Origin of the sequence: Spinactinospora alkalitolerans, assembly GCF_013408795.1 — a bacterium.
GTDB lineage: Bacteria > Actinomycetota > Actinomycetes > Streptosporangiales > Streptosporangiaceae > Spinactinospora > Spinactinospora alkalitolerans.
Map to the genome: position 1 here is coordinate 1432290 of NZ_JACCCC010000001.1, position 17650 is coordinate 1449939.

Consider the following 17650-nt stretch of genomic DNA (forward strand, 5'->3'; position numbering starts at 1 on the left):
TCCCCCGCCAGGTCCCCATGACCCTCACACGCCGCGCCCGCACCCGTCATCCGTGGAACCCGACAAAGATCGGCGCGGATTCTCTGGCGCCGCCCGCCTTCCGGCCGGCGGCGCGGATTGGCAGCATGGAGCGCCATGACGCTACACACAGTGACGGAGTCGGCCGCGAGTAGGGCGAACAGGGCGGGCAGCGCGGATCGTGGAAGCGGCGCCGCGTGGGTGCGCGAGGTGGACCGCGCGCACGTGTGGCATCCCTACGAAGCCGCTGCCACCGCCGTCGGCACACGGCCCTCCGACGCGCCCTTCGTGGTGCGCCGGGCCGAGGGCACCCGGCTGCACCTGACCGCGGCCGACGGCACCGAGCACGAGGCCGTGGACGGCATGTCCTCGTGGTGGTCGGCGATCCACGGCTACGCCCACCCCGTCCTGGACGAGGCCGTGCGCGCGCAACTGGACCGGTTCTCCCACGTCATGTTCGGCGGACTCACCCACGAGCCCGCCGCGCGGCTCGCCGCCACCCTGGTCGAGACCACCCCCGATCCGCTGCGGCACGTCTTCCTCTCCGACTCCGGTTCGGTCTCCGTGGAGGTCGCGCTGAAGATGTGCCTGCAGTACCAGCGCTCACTCGGCCGGCCGGCCAAGCGCCGGGTGCTCACCTGGCGCGGCGGCTACCACGGCGACACCTTCCACGCGATGTCGGTGTGCGATCCGGAGGGCGGCATGCACGCGCTGTGGGGCGACGTGCTGCCCCGCCAGGTCTTCGCCGCGGCCCCGCCCGAGGGCTTCGCGGCCGAACCGGACCCCGCCTACCTGCGCCACCTGGAAGAACTGGTCGCGGCGCACGCCGGGGAGCTCGCCGCGGTGATCGTGGAACCGGTGGTGCAGGGCGCCGGCGGGATGCGCTTCCACAGCCCGGCCTACCTGCGGGCGCTGCGCGAGATCACCGCCCGCTACGGCGTGCTGCTGGTCTTCGACGAGATCGCGACCGGGTTCGGCCGCACCGGCGAGCTGTTCGCCGCCGACCACGCCGGGGTCTGCCCCGATGTGATGTGCCTGGGCAAGGCGCTCACCGGCGGCTATCTCAGCATGGCGGCGACGTTGTGCACGACCGAGGTCGCCGAGGGCATCGCCGGCGGCGAGGTCCCGGTGCTCGCCCACGGCCCGACGTTCATGGGCAACCCGCTGGCCGCGGCCGTCGCCGACGCCTCGATCGGGCTGCTGCTCGGAGGGGACTGGCGGGCCGATGTCGCGCGGATCGAGGCGGGGCTGCGCGCCGGTCTGGAGCCGGCCCGCGCGCTGCCGGGAGTCGAGGACGTGCGGGTGCTCGGCGCGATCGGCGTCATCCGGCTCGACCGGCCGGTCGCCATGCGCGCGGCCACCGAGGCCGCCCTGCGCGCGGGGGCGTGGCTGCGGCCGTTCCGCGACCTCGTCTACACGATGCCGCCCTACATCAGCGACGCCGCCGACATCGAGCGGATCACCGGCGGCATGCTCGCCGCGGCCCGGGCCTCGGTCGGGGCATGAGCGTCCTCGTCGTCACCGGCACCGGAACCGAGGTCGGCAAGACCGTCGCCACCGCGGCCGTCGCCGCCGTCCGGACCGCGAGCGGTGAACGCGTCGCCGTGCTCAAACCCGCGCAGACCGGCGTGGTCGGCGCGCAGCGGGGCGACGCCGACGAGGTGGCCCGGCTGGTCCCCGGCGTGACAGCAGTGGAGCTGGCCCGCTACCCCGAGCCGCTGGCGCCGGCCACGGCCGCCCGCCGCGCCGCACTGCCCCCGATGCCGGTCCGGCGGGTCGCCGAAGCGGTCGCCGGGCTGCGCGAGCGGCACGACCTGGTCCTCGTCGAGGGCGCGGGCGGGCTGCTGGTCCGGTTCGACGACACCGGTGCGACCATCGCCGACGCCGCCGCCGAGTTGGGCGCCCCGGTCCTGGTGGTGGCCCGCTCCGGGCTGGGAACGCTGAACGCCACCGCGCTGACGACCGAGGCCCTGCGCGCCCGCGGCCTGGACTGCCCGGGCGTGCTGATCGGCGGCTGGCCGCCGGCTCCCGACCTGGCCGAGCGCTGCAACCTCGCCGATCTCCCCGAGGCCGCGGGCGCCCCGCTGCTGGGCGCCCTCCCCGAGGGACTCCCGCGCCGCCCGGCAAAGGAGTTCGCCGCTGCCGCGGCCGCCGCACTCGCTCCGCCTCTCGGCGGCACCTGGAACGCGCAGGCCTTCCGGCACCGGTACGCGCCGGAGCCGGGCCTCAACCGCGTGCGGACCCCGGCGGGACCGGACTGCGCAGGGTGAAGGCGCGCGGGGTGGGTCCGTGCTCCCTGAGGTCGGCCAGCCGGGCGCGGGCCTCGGACGCGGAGGGCCGCCGGCCGTCCCCGATCCACCACAGCGCCCGCTCCGTGGCGACCGGCAGACCGGTCCGGCGCCGCCAGGCGAGCAGGTCGTCCCTGCTGCGGTAGGCGAAGTCGCGCAGGTCGGCGAGGGAACGCCACAGCGAGACCTCCGGCGTCCCGGCGTCGCCGGCCTCGACGACCGCCACGTGCCCCGGATGCCCGGCCGCGCGCGCCCGCAGCGCGGCGGCGAGTTCGGCCACCTCCGCGCCGTGTTCGCCCGCGTCGGCCGGCAGGAGGATCGCGTGGGCCTGGGCCAGCACGGGGACCGGGGGCACCGGTGACCCGGCCGCGGCGGCGGGGCGCGGGCGGGAGAGGTCGGCGGCCGGCGGCGCGACCGCCGAGAGCGTGGGCGTTGACGACGACATGTGCGCCTCCCGGCACGATCCGGTAAAGAGTCCATTCGAACCATGGACCAAGACCAATTTCAATGCCAATATCGCAGTGGAGTGCGGGATCCGGTAGGGCCAATGGAGCGTGAAATGGACTCTTCTCACGGTGTGGACGAGCTGGCGACCCTCCTGGGCGGATGGTCCGGCGGGGACGGCCCGCTCTACCGCAAACTCGCCCGTGCGCTGCGCCGGACGGTCGAGGGCGGAACCCTCGCCGTGGGCGAGCGGCTGCCCTCCGAACGCCTCCTGGCCGCGGCGCTCGCCGTCAGCCGCACCACCGTGGTCGCCGCCTACGACGAGCTCCGCGCCGAAGGGGTGCTGGACAGCCGCCGGGGCAGCGGCACACGGGTCAACCCGGCCCTGGCGCCGGTGCGCTCCGACGGCTGGGTGCCAGGCGGGCGCAGCCGCCCGATATACCAGCGGCTGATCGACGGCCCGAGCGAGCTGATCTCGCTGTCCTGCGTCACCGCGGAGGGACTGCCCGAGGTGGCCGAGGCGGTCCGGGACGTGGCCGCCGAGGAGCTGCCCGCGCTGATGGCCGAGGCCGGCTACCACCCGCGCGGCCTGCCCGCCCTGCGCGCGGCCATCGCCGACCACCACACCCGGCGCGGGCTGCCCACCCGCCCCGAGGAGATCGTGGTGACCACGGGCGCTCAGCAGGCGGTCGCGCTGGTGTCGGGGCTGTACCTGCGCAACGGCTCGCCCGTGCTGGTGGAGTCGCCCAGTTTCGCCGGGTGCCTGGACCTGCTGCGCGCGACGGGCGCCGACCTGCTGACCGCGCCCCTGGACTTCGAGGGCGTCGATCCGGTCGCGGTCAGGGAGGCCCTGCGCGAGCGCGGCCCGCACCTGCTCTACGTCATGCCGAGCTATCACAACCCGACCGGGGTGATGATGTCGGCCGCGCGGCGGCGCGAGATCGCCGGGCTCGCTGCGCGGTACGGCGTCCCGGTGCTGGAGGACAGCGCCTACACCGGCATGCGCGCGCCCGACGAGCCCGGCCCGATGGCCGCGTTCGCGCCGCCGGAGGCCGAGGTGGTCACCGTCGAGTCGCTGGCCAAGGTGGGCTGGGCCGGGCTGCGCATCGGCTGGCTGCGCGCCCCCGCCGAGATCGCCGAGCGGATCAGCCGCCGCAAGGCGCTCACCGACCTGGGCAGCCCTCTGCTGGACCAGGCGGTCGCCGCCCGGCTGATCCCCCGGCTGGACGGGCTCGCCCTGACGCGGTCGCGGATGCTCGGCGAGCGGCTGGCGCTGCTGGAGGAGCGGTTGCGCGAGGCGCTGCCGTCGTGGACGTGGCGGCGGCCCGACGGCGGCTCAGCGCTCTGGGTGCGGCTGCCCGGGACCAGCGCCCAGGTCTTCGCCCAGATCGCGCTGCGCCACGGCGTCGAGATCGTGCCGGGATCGGTGATGGCGCCGGGTGACGGGGAGACCTACCGGGAGTTCTTCCGGCTCCCGTTCGGCTTCGGGCCGCAGGTCCTGGAGGAGCTGGTCCGCAGGCTGGCCCGCGCCTGGACCGAACTGCGCCGGCACGGCCCCTGCGAGGAGGCGCCCCTGCGCGTCGTCGTCTGACCGGTGTCCGAGGTCGCTCCGCACAGGAGGCCGGCTGCCGCAGTGCGCGCAGCGCCGGCGGCACAGCAGGCCCGAGCCCTGGAAACCCCGCCCCGCGAACGTGGCGGTCAAAGTTCGACGAGCGCGAAGCACGCCCCCGGGGGAGTGGCGGAGGGCACACCTGTTGTTCAATGTTGGCCAACATCCGTACGTGGGCGAAAGCCGGACGCTGACCCTCCGGCACCCGCCGAACACCGAGGAAGGGCGCGAGAATGTCCCAACGGCCACAGCCACCGGTGCTCTGGGAACCCGACGGCGACCGGCGCGAGCGCGCGAACATCACGGCCTTCGCCCGCTGGGTGCGCGACACCCGCGGCGCGAAGGGCGTCGACGCCGACGACTACGACTCCCTGTGGCGCTGGTCGGTGACCGACCTCGACGGATTCTGGGCGGCCGTCTGGGACTACTTCGGCGTCCGGGCCGACACGCCCTACGAGCAGGTCCTGGCCGACCGGGAGATGCCCGGCGCCACCTGGTTCCCCGGCGCGACGCTGAACTACGCCCGGCACATCTTCCACGGCCGCGACGACGACGCCGTGGCCATCCGGCACGCCTCCGAGCTGCGCGTACTGGGGGAGTGGACCTGGGGCGAGCTGAAGCGGCGCACCGCGGCCATCGCGGCGGGGCTGCGCCAACTCGGGGTCGGCCCCGGCGACCGCGTCGTCGCCTACCTGCCCAACATCGCCGAGGCGGTGGCGGCGTTCTACGCCTGCGCCGCCGTCGGCGCGGTGTGGTCGTCGTGTTCGCCGGACTTCGGCGTGCGCAGCGTCACCGACCGGTTCGCCCAGATCGAGCCGAAGGTGCTCCTCGCCGTCGACGGCTACCGCTACGGCGGCAAGGACTTCGACCGGCGCGACGTCGTCGCGGCGCTGCGCGAGCGGCTGCCCACGGTGGAGCACGCGGTCGTGCTGTCCTACCTGCGCGACGAGCCCGTCGAGGGCGCCCTGTCGTGGGAGGAGTTCGAGGCCGCGGGCGAGGGCGCCGCCCTGACGTTCGAGCCCGTCGCCTTCGACCACCCGCTGTGGGTGCTGTACTCCTCCGGCACCACCGGTCTGCCCAAGGCCATCGTGCACGGGCACGGCGGCATCCTGCTGGAGCAGCTGAAGAACCTCAACCTGCACCTGGACGCCCGCGCCGGCGACCGCGTCTTCTGGTTCACCACCACCGGCTGGATGATGTGGAACTTCCTGGTCAGCGTGTTGCTGACGGAGGCCTCCATCGTGCTGTACGACGGCAACCCCGGTCACCCCGACCTCGGCGCGCTGTGGGACCTGGCCGAGCGGGCGCGGGTCACGGTCTTCGGCACCAGCGCCGGCTACCTGGCCTCGTGCATGAAGGAGGGCGTCCGCCCGGCGCGCGACCGCGACCTGTCGGCGCTGCACGCGATCGGCTCCACCGGTTCGCCGCTGTCGCCCGAGGGCTTCGCCTGGTGCTACCGGGAGTTCGGTTCCGGGCTGTGGCTGTTCTCCACCAGCGGCGGCACCGACGTGTGCAGCTGCCTGGTCGGCGGGGTGCCCACGCTGCCGGTCCACGAGGGCGAGATCCAGGCGCGCTCCCTGGGCATGGCCGTCGCCTCCTGGGACCCCGAGGGCAGGGAGGTCATCGGCGAGGTCGGCGAGCTGGTCGTGACCGAGCCCGCGCCGTCGATGCCGATCTACTTCTGGGGCGACCCCGGCGGGGAGCGGCTGCGCGACAGCTACTTCTCGGTGTACCCGGGCGTCTGGCGGCACGGCGACTGGATCGAGATCACCGAGCGCGGGACCGCGATCATCTACGGCCGCTCCGACTCCACCATCAACCGCGGCGGCGTCCGCATGGGCACCAGCGAGATCTACCGGGCGGTGCTCGCGCTGGACGAGGTCGTCGACGCGCTGGTCGTGGACGTCCCGCAGCAGGAGGGCGGTTCGCGCATCGAGCTGTTCGTGGTGCTGCGCGAAGGCGCCGTGCTCGACGACGACCTCACCCGGCGGCTGGCCAGGGGCATCCGGGAGGACTGCTCGCCCCGGCACGTCCCCGATGCGGTGCGCGCGATCTCGGAGGTGCCGCGCACCCTGTCGGGCAAGGTCCTGGAGGTCCCCGTCAAGCGGATCCTGATGGGCGAGGCCCCCGAGCGGGTCGCCAGCCGCGACTCCCTCGTCAACCCGGGGGCGCTGGACTACTTCTCCGCGCTGGCGGGGGAGCGGGGCTGACTGCTCCGTCCCGATTCAGGTCGCGGAGGGCGGGCCGGGATCCTGCACGGCCAGGACCACGGCCTCCCCGTCCTCGTCGACCCGTTGCAGGGTGATCGCCCTGCGCCCCACCTGGAAGGAGGCGCCCTGCCGGCCGCGCAGGACGTCGAAGTCGAAGTCGTCGGCGGCGACGTGCAGCACGGCCGTGCCGCCGGAGACGTCGGCCAGGCCCACGTTGAGGTCCTCGTCGCCGAGGTTGGTGCCCTGGTGCAGGGTGTGCGCCTCCGCGGCCCCGGACCACGAGGCGGGAGAGGAGGGCGGTGCCGCGCCGTCCCCTCCGCCGATGCAGCCGGCGGCGCCGCCGACCAGGGCCAGCGCGACGAGCGGCCCCGCGAGCCCGCCCACCGGAGTCGGTCGCATGGTCATCGCTCCTCCCGCATCAGGCTGGAGTGGATCGCGGTGATGTTGCGGTTGATCTCGTCCTCGGTCAGCACGATGTCGCCGGTGTGCTCCCCCCAGGGGTTGCGCACGGTGACGGTGTCGGCCGCGGCGTCGACGGCGACCACGAAGTAGACGTGCCCGGACACGAGTTCGCCCTCCCGCATGAGAGGCCGGTCGCCGCTGAGGGGCGACGTCGACAGCGTCATGGCCTCCCCGCGCTCGGCGAACCTCGCGTAGAGGTCGTCGACGTCGGTCCGGATCAGGGGGTTCATCAGGAAGGACGGGAGGTAGTCGCCGAGGCCGGAGCCGGGTTTGAAGGCGCTCATCGCCGCGCCGGAATGCCAGTTCTCCAGCTCGCCGTACCCGCCCTCCCGCTGGGCGTAGGCCTTCTCCAGGATCGCCGGCCAGATCACCCGCTGCTCCGGGTCGGATCCGGCGAAGACGGGCTTCCCGTCGTGCAGGGGCAGGTCCGGGGTGACGGTGACCGGCCGCGCGCCGGGGAAGGCCACGGTGTAGGTGCCGTTGGGGTTGGCCGTGATCATCTCCCGGATCAGCCCGGGGTCGGCGGCGGCGATCGCCCCCATCGTGGCCATGAGCCAGCAGTCCCCGATCTGCTGCTGCCGGATGTGGCGCCAGTGGACGGGGTCGTCGCCCTCGGCGAACAGCCGGTACTCGTCGAGCTCGGCGTAGCGGGCGTCGGGCGGGCCGCTCGCGCCGGATGCGGGATCCCCCTCCACCGAGTGCAACGCCGGCTCCTGGAACCGAGCGGCCCCGGAATCGCGCAGTTCGCGCAGCTTCGCCAGGGGCGCGGTCCGCTTCAGCTCCTCGGCGGCGCCGGTGGAGCGCTGCGCCTTGCCGCAGCCGGGGCACGGAGTCGCGTCCGCCGCGCTCGGAGCCGCGCCGACGAGACCGCAGACGGCGAGCACGGCCGCGGTGAGCACGATCACGACCGCGCGGCCGACCCCGCCCGGGAAAAGGGAACGGGTCAGCGCCACGGCGATTCACGGCCGAGGCGGCGTCTCATCCGATGTCGTTTTGCGCACATGGGCATCACGGATCACATCCGGGTCGTGGGACCGGGCAACCGGGGTGACCGGCTCCCGGGCGCGCGTGCCGGGGGAGAGGGGCACGCGCCATGGGCGCACCGAGGGCTCGGGCCATCGGGGGAGGAGTGCGCTGCGCGGCCGCCGCCGTCCGCGTCGTCCGGTGGCGGGTGCCGCGTCGGCCGCCCACGCTACCCGCCGGGTCGGACTGCTCTGACCAGGGCTTCGACGGGGCGGCGGTCCGGCGTCCGGGTCTCGGGGAGCCGCCGGGAGGACAAGACCGCCGAACACGCCATAGCCTGGACGTCGTGTCTCAGCAGGTGCCCGATACGGGAACACAGGACGCGGTCCCGGCTCGCACGGGCCGGATCACCGGGGTGGACGCCGCACGTGCGCTGGCGGTGTTCGGCATGTTCACCGTGCACCTGGGCGTGGGCTCCATCGGCCTGCTCGACGGGACGGCGGCCGAGGCCTTCCACCAGCTCACGCGGGGCCGCTCCTCGGCGCTGTTCGCGTTTCTCGCCGGGGTGTCGCTGGCGCTGATGTCGGGGCACCTGGCGCCCCTGTCCGGCGACCCCCTGTACCGGGTGGGCATGCGGGTCCTGGTGCGCGCGGTGGTCCTGGCGCTGCTCGGCGGCCTGCTGGACCTGCTGGATGCACCGATCGCGATCATCCTCACCTACTACGGCGGGTTCTTCCTGCTGGCGCTGCCCCTGCTGCGGCTGCGGGCCCCGGCCCTGGCCGCGGTCGCGGCCGGTGTCGCAGCGCTCGGGCCGCAGGTGTCGTTCCTGGTCCGCTCGGCCATGGGCGAGCCCGGGTACTCCGCGGGCTCGATCGGCGGCGTCTCCGACTTCCTGATCACCGGCTACTACCCGGCGTGCACCTTCATGGCGTTCGTGGTCGCGGGGATGGCCGTGGGGCGGATGGACCTGCGCTCGACCGCCGTCCGGGTGCGGGCCGCGGCGGTCGGCCTGGGCCTGGTGCTGCTCGGCTACGGCGGATCGTGGCTGCTGATGTATCCGCTCGGCGGCATCGATCGGCTGCTGGCCGTGGAGATCGAGGCCTTCTACGGTTCCGCGGAGCTGCCCGCGTCCGACCCGGCCGCGATGGAGCCGCTGCGCCAGTGGATGGCGGAGCAGATCAACGCGCTGCACGGCGAGGTGCCCACCAGCAGTCCGCTGTGGCTGCTCGTCGCCTCCCCGCACAGCGGCACCACGTTCGAGATCGCCGGCGCCGTCGGCACCGCACTGCTGGTGCTCACCGCCTGCCTGGTGCTGGCCGACCTCCTGGGCGACGGCCTCTACCCGCTGACCGCGGCCGGGTCCATGGCGCTGACCGTCTACGTCGGACACGTCGTCGTGATCGCCCTGATCGGCGCCTCGGCCGATCAGAGCGCCCCGTTCCGGCTGGAGCTGTTCGTCGCGGGAGCGCTGGTCCTGGCGGCCCTGTGGCACCTCATCCTGGGCCGCGGCCCCTTGGAGCGGGTTCTGGGCCGGCTCGCCCGCACCGGCGCCGACCTCGTCGTTCCCCCCGACCCGCGCCCGGGTCCGAGCCCGGGCCCGCGCGCTTAGGCCGGCCAGTCCGGTCGGCGCTTCTCCAGGAAGGCGGCGATGCCCTCGCGGGCCTCAGGGGTCTGACTGGCCGCGGCCATCACCTCGACGGCGTGGGCGTAGGCGTCGGACTCCGGGCGGTCGAACTGGGCGTACAACGTCTGCTTGCCCAGCGCCTTGCTGCGCCTGCTGCCGCGGGTGGCGCGGTCCAGCAGGTCGCGGGTCGCCGCGTGCAGCTCCTCGTCGGGCACGGCGTAGTTGACCAGGCCCCATTCGGCCGCCGTCGCGGCGTCGATCACGTCGCCGGTCAACGCCATCTCCATCGCGCGTTTGCGCCCGATGCTGCGGGAGACCGCCACCATCGGGGTGTGGCAGAACCAGCCGCCCTTGCCGCCCGGCGCCGCGAAGCCGGCGCTGCCGGCCGCGACGGCCAGGTCGCAGCTCGCCACCAGTTGGCAGCCCGCTGCGGTCGCCAGCGCGTGCACGCGGGCGATCACCACCTGCGGCACGGACTGGATGCGGCCCATCAGGGCGGTGCAGGTGCGCAGCAGCTCCCGCGCCTCGGCGTGGTCGGCGGCGGCGACATCGGCGAAGTCGTGCCCGGCGCAGAACACCGGACCGTTGGCCGCGAGCGTGATCCCCAGCGCGTCGGTTTCCGACACCGCGTCGAACGCCTCGGTCAGCTCGCGCATGTGCGCCGACGACAGCGCGTTTCGGCGCTCGGGCAGGTTCATGGTGATGGTGGCGTGGTCGCCGTCCCGTTCGACGAGAACGTGTTCGTGGCCCATGCCAGGACGCTACGCCGGGCCGGTGCCGCAGTCGAGGCCGCCGCCCGGGCCGCCGGTTTGCGGTGACCGGCCGGGGGCAGCGGTGGGGCATGCCGGTGACCGGGGGCGGTCGCGGGGCGGGACGATCCGAGGGGTGCGGGGCAGTCGATGGGGGAGCGCGTCGAGCGGGAGCGGCGGGAGCCGGGCGGCCGGAAGGACCTCGGCGTCCGCGAGCGGATCGCGGCGAGGGCCAAGCGGGCTCGCGCCTACAGCGGCCACGACCGCGACACGGTGTTCTTCGTCCTCAAGAGTTCCGTGGCCGCCTTCCTGTCCTGGGTGCTGGCCGACACCGTGCTGCAGGCGCAGTCGCCGGCGTTCGCGCCGTTCTCCGCGGTGCTGATGATGCAGGCGACGATCTACCGGTCGCTGACGCAGTCGCTGCACTACGTCCTGGCCATCGCGCTGGGCGTCGCGCTCCAGGGCGCGCTGGGCTTCCTGCTCGGCCCGCACCTGTGGACGTTCGCGCTGGCCGCGGTCGCGGCACTGGCCATCGGGCGGTGGCGGCGGCTCGGCTCGCAGGGCAACAGCGTCGCCACGGCGGCGTTCTTCGCCTACTCCACCTTCGCCATGGCCACCAGCACCTCCGACCGGCTGACGCAGCTCGGCAGCATCGTCGTGCTGGTGCTCATCGGCTCCGCCCTCGGCGTGGTCGTCAACCTCGTGCTGTTCCCCCCGATGCGCTACCGCAGCGCCCGCCACGGCGTCACGTCACTGTCGCACGCCATGTACGACCTGCTCGGTGACATGTCCCCGGTGCTGCGCGAGGGCGCGCCCGGCTCCGGCCGGACCGACGACTGGTGGCGGCGCGCCCGCGACATGAGGGCGATGGTGGAGCAGGCGGAGGCCTCGGTCGGAACAGCGGAGGAGAGCATCTACTTCAACCCGCGCCGGCTGCTGCACCGCGGCACCCCCGGTTTCAGCGGCTACCGGACCACCGTGAACGCGCTGGCCCGGGCCGTCGAGGAACTGAGCTCGATCGCCCGGGGCCTGCACTACTACGGTCGCGCGGAGGGCGGGACCGAGGGGTCGCACGGGGAGTTCCTGTCCGCCTACGGAGAGTTCCTCGCCTCCATCGGCGCGATCACTCAGGAGCTCAGCGAGCTGACCGACACCCGGCTGAGCGAGCAGGTCGGCGCGTTCGGCGGGCACCTGGACCGCGCCCGGCGCTGCTACGAGCGGTTGAAGGAGACCGCGCGGCAGAGTTCGCTGGACTCGGCCGACCACTCCCACGCCTACGGCATCCTGCTGGTCGACGCCTCCAGGCTGCTGGAGGAGTTCCAGTACTGCTGCGAGGCGCTGGCCCAGGCCGTCGGCGAGCCCCTGCGCACCGGCGAGGACCGGATGCAGTCCTGAGGCCCCGGCTCAGCGGCCGGTGCCGGCCGCGCGCTCGGCGTGCCAGGGCTCGGTGAGCGCGGGGACCAGCCGCTCGACGCAGTCCCTGCCGGTGGCGAGCAGCTCGGCCAGGTCGTCCCCGCCGCGCTGGCACCACAGCGTGTGCGCGACGTGGGTCGCGGAGCCGAACGCCGCCGCCACCAGCCGGGGGCGCGGATCGGCGACGGGGTCGACGCCGGCGCGCCGGGCGATCTCGGCGACGAGCCGGTCCTGGTGCTCGCTGGAGCGGCGCAGGTGCGCGGCGAGCAGCTGCGGGCACTCGTCGATCAGCCGCACCATGAGCATCTGCGTCTCCAGGGCGTTCGCGTCCAGCTCCGTCCAAGCGTCGTGGACCGCGTTGCCCAGCGCGGTGAAGGGCTGCTCGGTCGGGGGGCGGGCGGCGAACTTGGCCTGGAAGACCTCCTCGATCGCGTCCTGGGCGGCCAGGACGACCTCCTCCTTGCCGGCGAAGTAGCGGAAGAAGGTGCGCTGGGAGACGTCGGCGGCCGCGGCGATCTCCTCGGTCGTGGTGGCGGTGTAGCCGCGCTCGCCGAACAGCCGCAGCGCCGCGTCGATGAGCGCGTCGCGGGTTCGGGCCTTCTTGCGCTCCCGCAGCCCGAGGGGCGGCGTGTCCGCCTCCGAGGTCGTCATGTCCGCCTCCATCCGCCGATCACCTCCATGCCGGGGAGGATACACCGCCGCGTCACAAAAAGGCATTTGCTGCCAAATGTCAGCCGCTGACATAATCTGCCCGGGGTTTTTGCGGGAGAACACGAGACGACGGGGGGACCCATGACCAGTACCACCACCGCCGAGCCTTCGGCGCCGGCGCCGAAGAGATTCCGCGGCGGTCCGTGGGGCACCCTGGTGGCCATCGCGTTCGGCGTCATGATGGTCGCGCTGGACGGCACCATCGTCGCGGTCGCCAACCCGGTCATCGGCGCCGACCTGAACGCCTCGCTGGCGGAGCTGCAGTGGGTCACCCACGGCTACCTGCTGGGACTGGCGGTCTTCCTGATCACGGCGGGCAAGCTGGGGGACCGGTTCGGGCACCGCCGGATGTACATGATCGGGGTGGTCGGCTTCATGCTGACCTCGGTGGCGATCGCGCTGTCCTCGGGCGTGATCCTGCTGGTCGCCTTCCGCGTCCTCCAGGGCGTCTTCGGCGCGATCATCGCACCGGCGGCCATGGGACTGCTGCGTTCGAGCTTCCCGCCGCACATGCTGGGCCGCGCCTTCGGCGTCTTCGGCAGCCTCCTCGGCGGCGCCACCGCCGCCGGCCCGATCGTCGGCGGGTTCCTGGTGGGCGTGTTCGGCTGGCAGTCGGTCTTCTACATCAACGTCCCGGTGGGCCTGCTGGCCGTGGGCCTGGGCGTGTGGCTGCTGGCCCCGAACCGGGCGGTCGACGCCGGTTCCCGGCTCGACGCCCCGGGCATCCTGCTGCTCAGCGTCGCCATCTTCGCGCTGGTCTGGGCACTGGTGGAGGCGCCGACCATCGGATGGGCGCACCCGGAGACGCTGCTCGTGCTGGCCCTCGCCCTGGTGTTCGCGGTCGCGTTCGCACTGCGCGAGCACCTGGCCGCCGATCCTCTGCTGCCGCTGGGGATCTTCCGCTCGTCCTCCGTCTCGATCGGCACCGTCCTGATGATCCTCATGGCGCTGGGGCTCATGGGATCGTTGTTCTTCGTGACGTTCTACCTGCAGGGCGTGCACGGGATGAGCCCGATCGAGTCGGGCCTGCAACTGCTGCCGATGACCGCCATGATGGCGGTCGGCTCGCCGCTCGCCGGCCGGCTCATGGACCGCGTGGGCACCCGCGTCCCGACGGCCGCGGGACTGACCGCGGCGGCGCTGGGCCTGCTGGTGCTCTCCCAACTGGCCACGGACAGCGGGGTGGTGCACATCTCCGCCGGATTCGTGCTGCTCGGCGGCGGCCTGAGCTTCGTCATGACCGGCGCGACGGCCGCGATCATCGGCAACGCGCCGGTCAAGCTGGCCGGCGTCGCCTCGGGCATGCAGCAGGCGGCCATGCAGCTCGGCGGTTCACTGGGCACCGCGGTCCTCGGCGCGCTGCTGTCGGTCACGATCGCCGGCGCGCTCCCGGGACACTTCGCCGACGCGGGCCTGCCCAGGCCCGACGCAGCGGAGCTCGCCGCCATGCAGGGACTGGTGTCCCAGGGCGCCGCGGCCGTCCCCGAGGGCGCGAGCGCCGAGGTCGCCGCGGCCATCACCGGCGCCAGCCACCTGGCGTTCATGGACGGCATGCACCTGGCCTTCGGCGTCTCGGCCGTCGTCATGTTCCTCGCGGCGCTGCTGTCCCTGGCCATGAAGCCGGCGCCGCGCACCGAGCAGCCCGCCGTGCACGTCTAGTAAAGAGCGCAAAGAATGCGCCGGATCGGTTTGGCACCCTGCTCGCCGGTCAGGTGCATCGACGAGAGCCGGCTCGACGAGGACGGCCGGGTCCGGATCCGTCAGGAAGAGGCGGGTCCGGACCCGGTTCCGACAGCGGCGCCGATCTTCGTCCTGATCTCGTCGGCGTCCAGGAAGTCGGTGACGAGGACGACCGGCGCGCCCAGGTCGCCCAGCTCGGCCGCGAGCTCGCCGGAGGTGAGCACGAGGTCGGCCGTCGCGGCCGCGGCGCGCGCCGTGCCGACGTCGGCGACCTCCACCTCGGCGTCGAGTCGCAGATCGCGGATTGCCCGCTCGGCGTTGGTCTTGAGGATGACGCTGGTGCCGACGCCCATGCCGCACACGACGAGGAGCTTCATCGGGGACCCTTCTCGTAGTCGGCGATGACCGCGTGCACCCGCGCCGGGCCGTCGGCGTCCAGCAGCGCCTCGCGCCGGTCCGGATCGCCCAGCATCCCGGCGAGCCGTGCCAGCGCCGCCGAGTGGCCGTCGTGGTCGAGGGCCGCCAGGCCGATGACGAGCCGCACGGGGTCGTTCCGGGGGTGGCCGAACTTCACGGGGGAGGCCAGGCCCGCCCAGGACAGGCCGTCGCGCAGCACCGCGCCGGAGGGCCGCGAGTGCGCCAGCGCCAGCCCCGGCGCGATCACGATGTAGGGGCCGTACTCCTCCACCGCGCGCTGCATCTGCTCGGTGTAGGCGCCGGTGGTGGCGCCGGCGGCGACCAGCAGTTCACCCGCCGCCCGGATCGCCGCGCGCCAGTCCTCGGCCTCGATGCCGGTGACGACCGCCTCGACCGGCAGCAGCCGTGACAGCGCGGGCTCCTCCATGTGCAGTCCTCCCGGTCTCCCACGCTAGGCCGGATCCGCGCGGAAGTAACGCAACCGGGGCCGAGGTGTCGCGGCCGGAAGGGGCGCCCCGGCAGCGGTGCGGGCCGCGCTCCTACACCCGTCGGCGCGTGCGCGCAAGATTGGCCGGGCCCGCGTGTGGCGGAGCCCCGCAGGGGAAGAGTTGACTCCGACCTCGAACGCATTGGGGGAATGAGGGGAGACGAGCGTGCAACGGCTCAACCTGGTGTTTGGCGCGGACGACGTCCTGTGGGAGGACAACGCGCTGTTCGAGCGCGCGATCGAGGTGTTCATCGACCACCTCGCCCATCCCACACTCACCCCCGAACAGGTCCGCGAGGTGCTCAACGACGCCGAACTGGCCAACTTCGCGACCTACGGCCACGGCGCCGGCGTCTTCGAGCGCAGCCTCACCGACTGCCTGGCCCGGCTGCGCCCCAACGCCCCTCCCGGCGAGGCCGACCGCGCCGTGCTGCGCGAGGCGTGCGCCCCGATCCGGGAGCGCGCGATCGGCCTGCTCGACGGCGTCCCCGAGACCCTGCGCGCCCTCGGCGAGCGGCACCGGCTGTTCCTCATCGGCAGGGGCGACCCCGCCGTGCAGGAGGCCAAGATCGAGGCGTCCGGCCTGGCCCCGGTCTTCGAGAGCATCGGGGTCGTGCGGGAGAAGGACCCGGCCACCTACCGCGCCTTCGCCCAGAACCACGGCCTGGAACCGGCCGACACCTGGGTGATCGGCAACTCCGTCCGCTCCGACGCCTGGCCGGCCCTTGAGGCCGGGATGGGCGCCGTCCTGATCCCGCACCAGGCGCCCCGGGCCTCCGACGGCGTCGACCCGCCCGAGGAGCACGACCGCTTCCACACGGTCAGCCACCTCGGCAAACTGACGGAGTTCTTTACTTGAGTCTCAACCTCGGCCCCGGGACGGAGTAGGCGCGCGGGCGGGTCCCTTCCGCCTTGACTCCAGGGGGTCGTGAAGGCCGGCCCCAGGAGGGAGGGCGTGGGCGGCGCGGCGCCGGTGCGATCCCTTTGGGGGCCTTCGGCCGTGCGAGAGGATCGCCCGGTCACCGCGGATCCCACCTGGGGCTGGTGTCAAAGACCCCCAGTGGCCAAGGTCGAAACTCACGTTCTAGCGCGCCGGATCGGTGACCCGCCGCTACTCCAGGCCGATCCTGCTCGCGGCCGCGGTCCAGGCACGCTCGTCGCCGACCGGGTCGTAGCGGCGCAGCTCCTGGGTCGCCGCGGTCAGTCCGCGCATCTCGGCGAGGTCGCCGACGGCCCCGGCCGCGCGGGCCTGGACGAGGACGTTGCCGATCGCGGTGGCCTCCACCGGTCCGGCGACCACCGGCAGGCCCAGCGCGTCGGCTGTCCACTGGCACAGCAGTTCGTTGCGCGCACCGCCGCCGACCAGGTGCACGACCCGCACGTCCCGGTCGGCCAGCCGCGCGGCCCCGCGGATGGTGCGTCGGTGCGCCAGCGCGAGGCTCTCCAGCACGCAGCGCAGCAGCGCGCCCCGGTCCGGCGGGGGCGCCTGGCCGGTCTCTGCGCAGTACGCCGCGATCCGCGCGGGCATGTCGCCCGGCGGCAGGAACCTCGGGTCGTCGGGATCGACCAGCGCGGCGAACGGCGGCGCGGCCGCGGCCCGGGCGAGCAGCCCCGGCAGCGCCGCGGTGTCCAGCTCCCAGGTCCGCAGGGTCTCCTGGACCAGCCACAGCCCCATGATGTTGCGCAGGAACCGCGTGCTGCCCTCCACGCCCAGTTCGTTGGTGAAGTTCGCCCGGCGCGCGGCCTCGGTGCGCACCGGCGCCGCCAGCTCCAGGCCGGCCAGCGACCACGTGCCGCACGAGACGTAGCCGAAGTCCGCGGCCGCGGCCGGCACACCGACCACGGCGGATGCGGTGTCGTGGGAGGCGACGGCGGTGACCGCGGTCCCCTCCAGCCCGGTCGCGGCCGCCACCTCCGGCAGCGGTTCGCCGATGCGCTCACCGGGTTCGCGCAGTGCGGGCAGCAGCGCCGGATCGCACCCCGCGGCCGCGGCCAGCTCCCCCGACCAGGACCGCCGCGCCACGTCCAGCAGCCCGGTGGTGGATGCGTTGGTGACCTCCGCCCCGATGCTCCCGGTCAGCCAGTAGCCGATCAGGTCGGGGATGAGCAGCAGCGTGCGCGCGGCCGCCAGCCGGGGCGTACCCCTGGCCGCGGCCAATTGGAAGATCGTGTTGAACGGCAGGAACTGCAGGCCGTTGGCCGCGTACAGCTCGGCCGCGCCGACCTCGCGCACCACCTGCTCGGCGACGCCGTCGGTGCGCGGGTCCCGGTAGTGGTGCGGGTCGCCCAGCAGCGCGCCGGTGCCGTCGAGCAGACCGTAGTCCACGGCCCAGGAGTCCACGCCCACCGACACCGGCCGCGCCTCGGCGGCCCGCCGCAGCCCGCGCAGCACCTCCCGGTACAGTCCGAGCACGTTCCAGTGCAGCCCGCTCGGCAGCCGCACCGGCTCGTTGCCGAACCGGTGCACCTCGCCGAGGCTCAGTTCACCGGCCCCCACCCGCCCCACGACGACGCGCCCGCTGGAGGCGCCCAGGTCGACGGCTGCGAAGGAACGGTGTTCGGGCATGGCGGGCAC

General features: G+C 73.9%; 16 protein-coding genes. 8 read left to right on the forward strand and 8 right to left on the reverse strand.

Translation table 11 applies throughout. From position 1 onward, the window contains the following. The first annotated feature begins 135 nt into the window (after window positions 1-135). Complete coding sequence (locus HDA32_RS06410; RefSeq protein ID WP_179642327.1) at window positions 136-1524, forward strand: adenosylmethionine--8-amino-7-oxononanoate transaminase; 1389 nt, start codon at window positions 136-138, stop codon at window positions 1522-1524. Further along, complete coding sequence (bioD, locus tag HDA32_RS06415) at window positions 1521-2288, forward strand: dethiobiotin synthase (RefSeq protein WP_179642328.1); 768 nt, start codon at window positions 1521-1523, stop codon at window positions 2286-2288. Before HDA32_RS06410 ends, bioD begins: the two co-directional genes overlap by 4 nt. Here the strand turns inward: bioD and HDA32_RS06420 are convergent. Then, the gene (locus tag HDA32_RS06420; protein ID WP_179642329.1) at window positions 2245-2751 is read right to left on the reverse strand and encodes a DUF3291 domain-containing protein; all 507 of its coding nucleotides are present in this window, start codon (window positions 2749-2751) and stop codon (window positions 2245-2247) included. The genes bioD and HDA32_RS06420 overlap by 44 nt on opposite strands. Window positions 2752-2865: 114 nt before the next feature. Between HDA32_RS06420 and HDA32_RS06425 the strand changes: the two genes are divergently transcribed. Both HDA32_RS06425 and HDA32_RS06430 read left to right on the forward strand, forming a co-directional pair. Next, window positions 2866-4341 (forward strand): aminotransferase-like domain-containing protein, encoded by a 1476-nt coding sequence (locus HDA32_RS06425; protein WP_179642330.1) that lies wholly within the window; start codon window positions 2866-2868, stop codon window positions 4339-4341. Between the two features lie 251 nt (window positions 4342-4592). Then, a complete protein-coding gene (locus HDA32_RS06430) occupies window positions 4593-6569 on the forward strand; it encodes an acetoacetate--CoA ligase (RefSeq protein ID WP_179642331.1) in 1977 nt (658 codons plus the stop codon). Between the two features lie 15 nt (window positions 6570-6584). On the opposite strand, the gene HDA32_RS06435 is transcribed toward HDA32_RS06430, so the two are convergent. Further along, window positions 6585-6968 carry a hypothetical protein gene (locus tag HDA32_RS06435; RefSeq protein ID WP_179642332.1) on the reverse strand — a complete coding sequence of 128 codons (384 nt, stop codon included), beginning with the start codon at window positions 6966-6968 and terminating at the stop codon, window positions 6585-6587. A 2-nt stretch (window positions 6969-6970) separates the two neighbouring features. Further along, window positions 6971-7984 carry a C2 family cysteine protease gene (locus HDA32_RS06440; protein WP_179642333.1) on the reverse strand — a complete coding sequence of 338 codons (1014 nt, stop codon included), beginning with the start codon at window positions 7982-7984 and terminating at the stop codon, window positions 6971-6973. Between the two features lie 356 nt (window positions 7985-8340). Between HDA32_RS06440 and HDA32_RS06445 the strand changes: the two genes are divergently transcribed. Next, window positions 8341-9603 (forward strand): heparan-alpha-glucosaminide N-acetyltransferase domain-containing protein, encoded by a 1263-nt coding sequence (locus tag HDA32_RS06445; protein ID WP_312863064.1) that lies wholly within the window; start codon window positions 8341-8343, stop codon window positions 9601-9603. On the opposite strand, the gene HDA32_RS06450 is transcribed toward HDA32_RS06445, so the two are convergent. Continuing rightward, on the reverse strand, window positions 9600-10370 hold the full coding sequence (locus HDA32_RS06450; RefSeq protein ID WP_179642335.1) for an enoyl-CoA hydratase-related protein: 771 nt from the start codon (window positions 10368-10370) through the stop codon (window positions 9600-9602). The two genes, HDA32_RS06445 and HDA32_RS06450, sit on opposite strands and share 4 nt — an antisense overlap. 147 nt (window positions 10371-10517) lie before the next feature. On the opposite strand from HDA32_RS06450, the gene HDA32_RS06455 reads away from it, so the two are divergent. After that, entirely contained in the window at window positions 10518-11762 is a 1245-nt protein-coding gene (locus HDA32_RS06455) for an FUSC family protein (protein WP_179642336.1), read from the forward strand. A 9-nt stretch (window positions 11763-11771) separates the two neighbouring features. Here HDA32_RS06455 and HDA32_RS06460 read toward each other — a convergent pair whose 3' ends face one another. Continuing rightward, window positions 11772-12431, reverse strand: coding sequence for a TetR family transcriptional regulator (locus HDA32_RS06460; protein ID WP_179642337.1), 660 nt, complete (start codon window positions 12429-12431; stop codon window positions 11772-11774). Window positions 12432-12572: 141 nt separating this feature from the next. Between HDA32_RS06460 and HDA32_RS06465 the strand changes: the two genes are divergently transcribed. Beyond that, entirely contained in the window at window positions 12573-14150 is a 1578-nt protein-coding gene (locus tag HDA32_RS06465) for an MFS transporter (RefSeq protein ID WP_179642338.1), read from the forward strand. A 101-nt stretch (window positions 14151-14251) separates the two neighbouring features. Here the strand turns inward: HDA32_RS06465 and HDA32_RS06470 are convergent, their stop codons facing one another. Together HDA32_RS06470 and HDA32_RS06475 are read right to left on the reverse strand one after the other, a co-directional pair. Further along, window positions 14252-14548 carry a PTS sugar transporter subunit IIB gene (locus HDA32_RS06470; RefSeq protein WP_179642339.1) on the reverse strand — a complete coding sequence of 99 codons (297 nt, stop codon included), beginning with the start codon at window positions 14546-14548 and terminating at the stop codon, window positions 14252-14254. After that, complete coding sequence (locus tag HDA32_RS06475) at window positions 14545-15015, reverse strand: PTS sugar transporter subunit IIA (protein WP_179642340.1); 471 nt, start codon at window positions 15013-15015, stop codon at window positions 14545-14547. Before HDA32_RS06475 ends, HDA32_RS06470 begins: the two co-directional genes overlap by 4 nt. A gap of 226 nt (window positions 15016-15241) precedes the next feature. Here HDA32_RS06475 and HDA32_RS06480 point away from each other — a divergent pair, with 226 nt between their 5' ends. Then, complete coding sequence (locus tag HDA32_RS06480; RefSeq protein ID WP_179642341.1) at window positions 15242-15934, forward strand: HAD family hydrolase; 693 nt, start codon at window positions 15242-15244, stop codon at window positions 15932-15934. 252 nt (window positions 15935-16186) lie between these two features. Here HDA32_RS06480 and HDA32_RS06485 read toward each other — a convergent pair whose 3' ends face one another. Then, window positions 16187-17641 carry a rhamnulokinase gene (locus HDA32_RS06485; protein ID WP_179642342.1) on the reverse strand — a complete coding sequence of 485 codons (1455 nt, stop codon included), beginning with the start codon at window positions 17639-17641 and terminating at the stop codon, window positions 16187-16189. Between the last annotated feature and the right edge of the window lie 9 nt (window positions 17642-17650).

Excerpts from the sequence above, each read along its gene's own strand:
- HDA32_RS06410 (WP_179642327.1), top strand. The coding sequence starts at position 136 with ATGACGCTACACACAGTGACGGAGTCGGCCGCGAGTAGGGCGAACAGG.
- bioD (WP_179642328.1), top strand. The coding sequence starts at position 1,521 with ATGAGCGTCCTCGTCGTCACCGGCACCGGAACCGAGGTCGGCAAGACC.
- HDA32_RS06420 (WP_179642329.1), bottom strand. The coding sequence starts at position 2,751 with ATGTCGTCGTCAACGCCCACGCTCTCGGCGGTCGCGCCGCCGGCCGCC.
- HDA32_RS06425 (WP_179642330.1), top strand. The coding sequence starts at position 2,866 with ATGGACTCTTCTCACGGTGTGGACGAGCTGGCGACCCTCCTGGGCGGA.
- HDA32_RS06430 (WP_179642331.1), top strand. The coding sequence starts at position 4,593 with ATGTCCCAACGGCCACAGCCACCGGTGCTCTGGGAACCCGACGGCGAC.
- HDA32_RS06435 (WP_179642332.1), bottom strand. The coding sequence starts at position 6,968 with ATGCGACCGACTCCGGTGGGCGGGCTCGCGGGGCCGCTCGTCGCGCTG.
- HDA32_RS06450 (WP_179642335.1), bottom strand. The coding sequence starts at position 10,370 with ATGGGCCACGAACACGTTCTCGTCGAACGGGACGGCGACCACGCCACC.
- HDA32_RS06455 (WP_179642336.1), top strand. The coding sequence starts at position 10,518 with ATGGGGGAGCGCGTCGAGCGGGAGCGGCGGGAGCCGGGCGGCCGGAAG.
- HDA32_RS06460 (WP_179642337.1), bottom strand. The coding sequence starts at position 12,431 with ATGACGACCTCGGAGGCGGACACGCCGCCCCTCGGGCTGCGGGAGCGC.
- HDA32_RS06465 (WP_179642338.1), top strand. The coding sequence starts at position 12,573 with ATGACCAGTACCACCACCGCCGAGCCTTCGGCGCCGGCGCCGAAGAGA.
- HDA32_RS06470 (WP_179642339.1), bottom strand. The coding sequence starts at position 14,548 with ATGAAGCTCCTCGTCGTGTGCGGCATGGGCGTCGGCACCAGCGTCATC.
- HDA32_RS06475 (WP_179642340.1), bottom strand. The coding sequence starts at position 15,015 with ATGGAGGAGCCCGCGCTGTCACGGCTGCTGCCGGTCGAGGCGGTCGTC.
- HDA32_RS06485 (WP_179642342.1), bottom strand. The coding sequence starts at position 17,641 with ATGCCCGAACACCGTTCCTTCGCAGCCGTCGACCTGGGCGCCTCCAGC.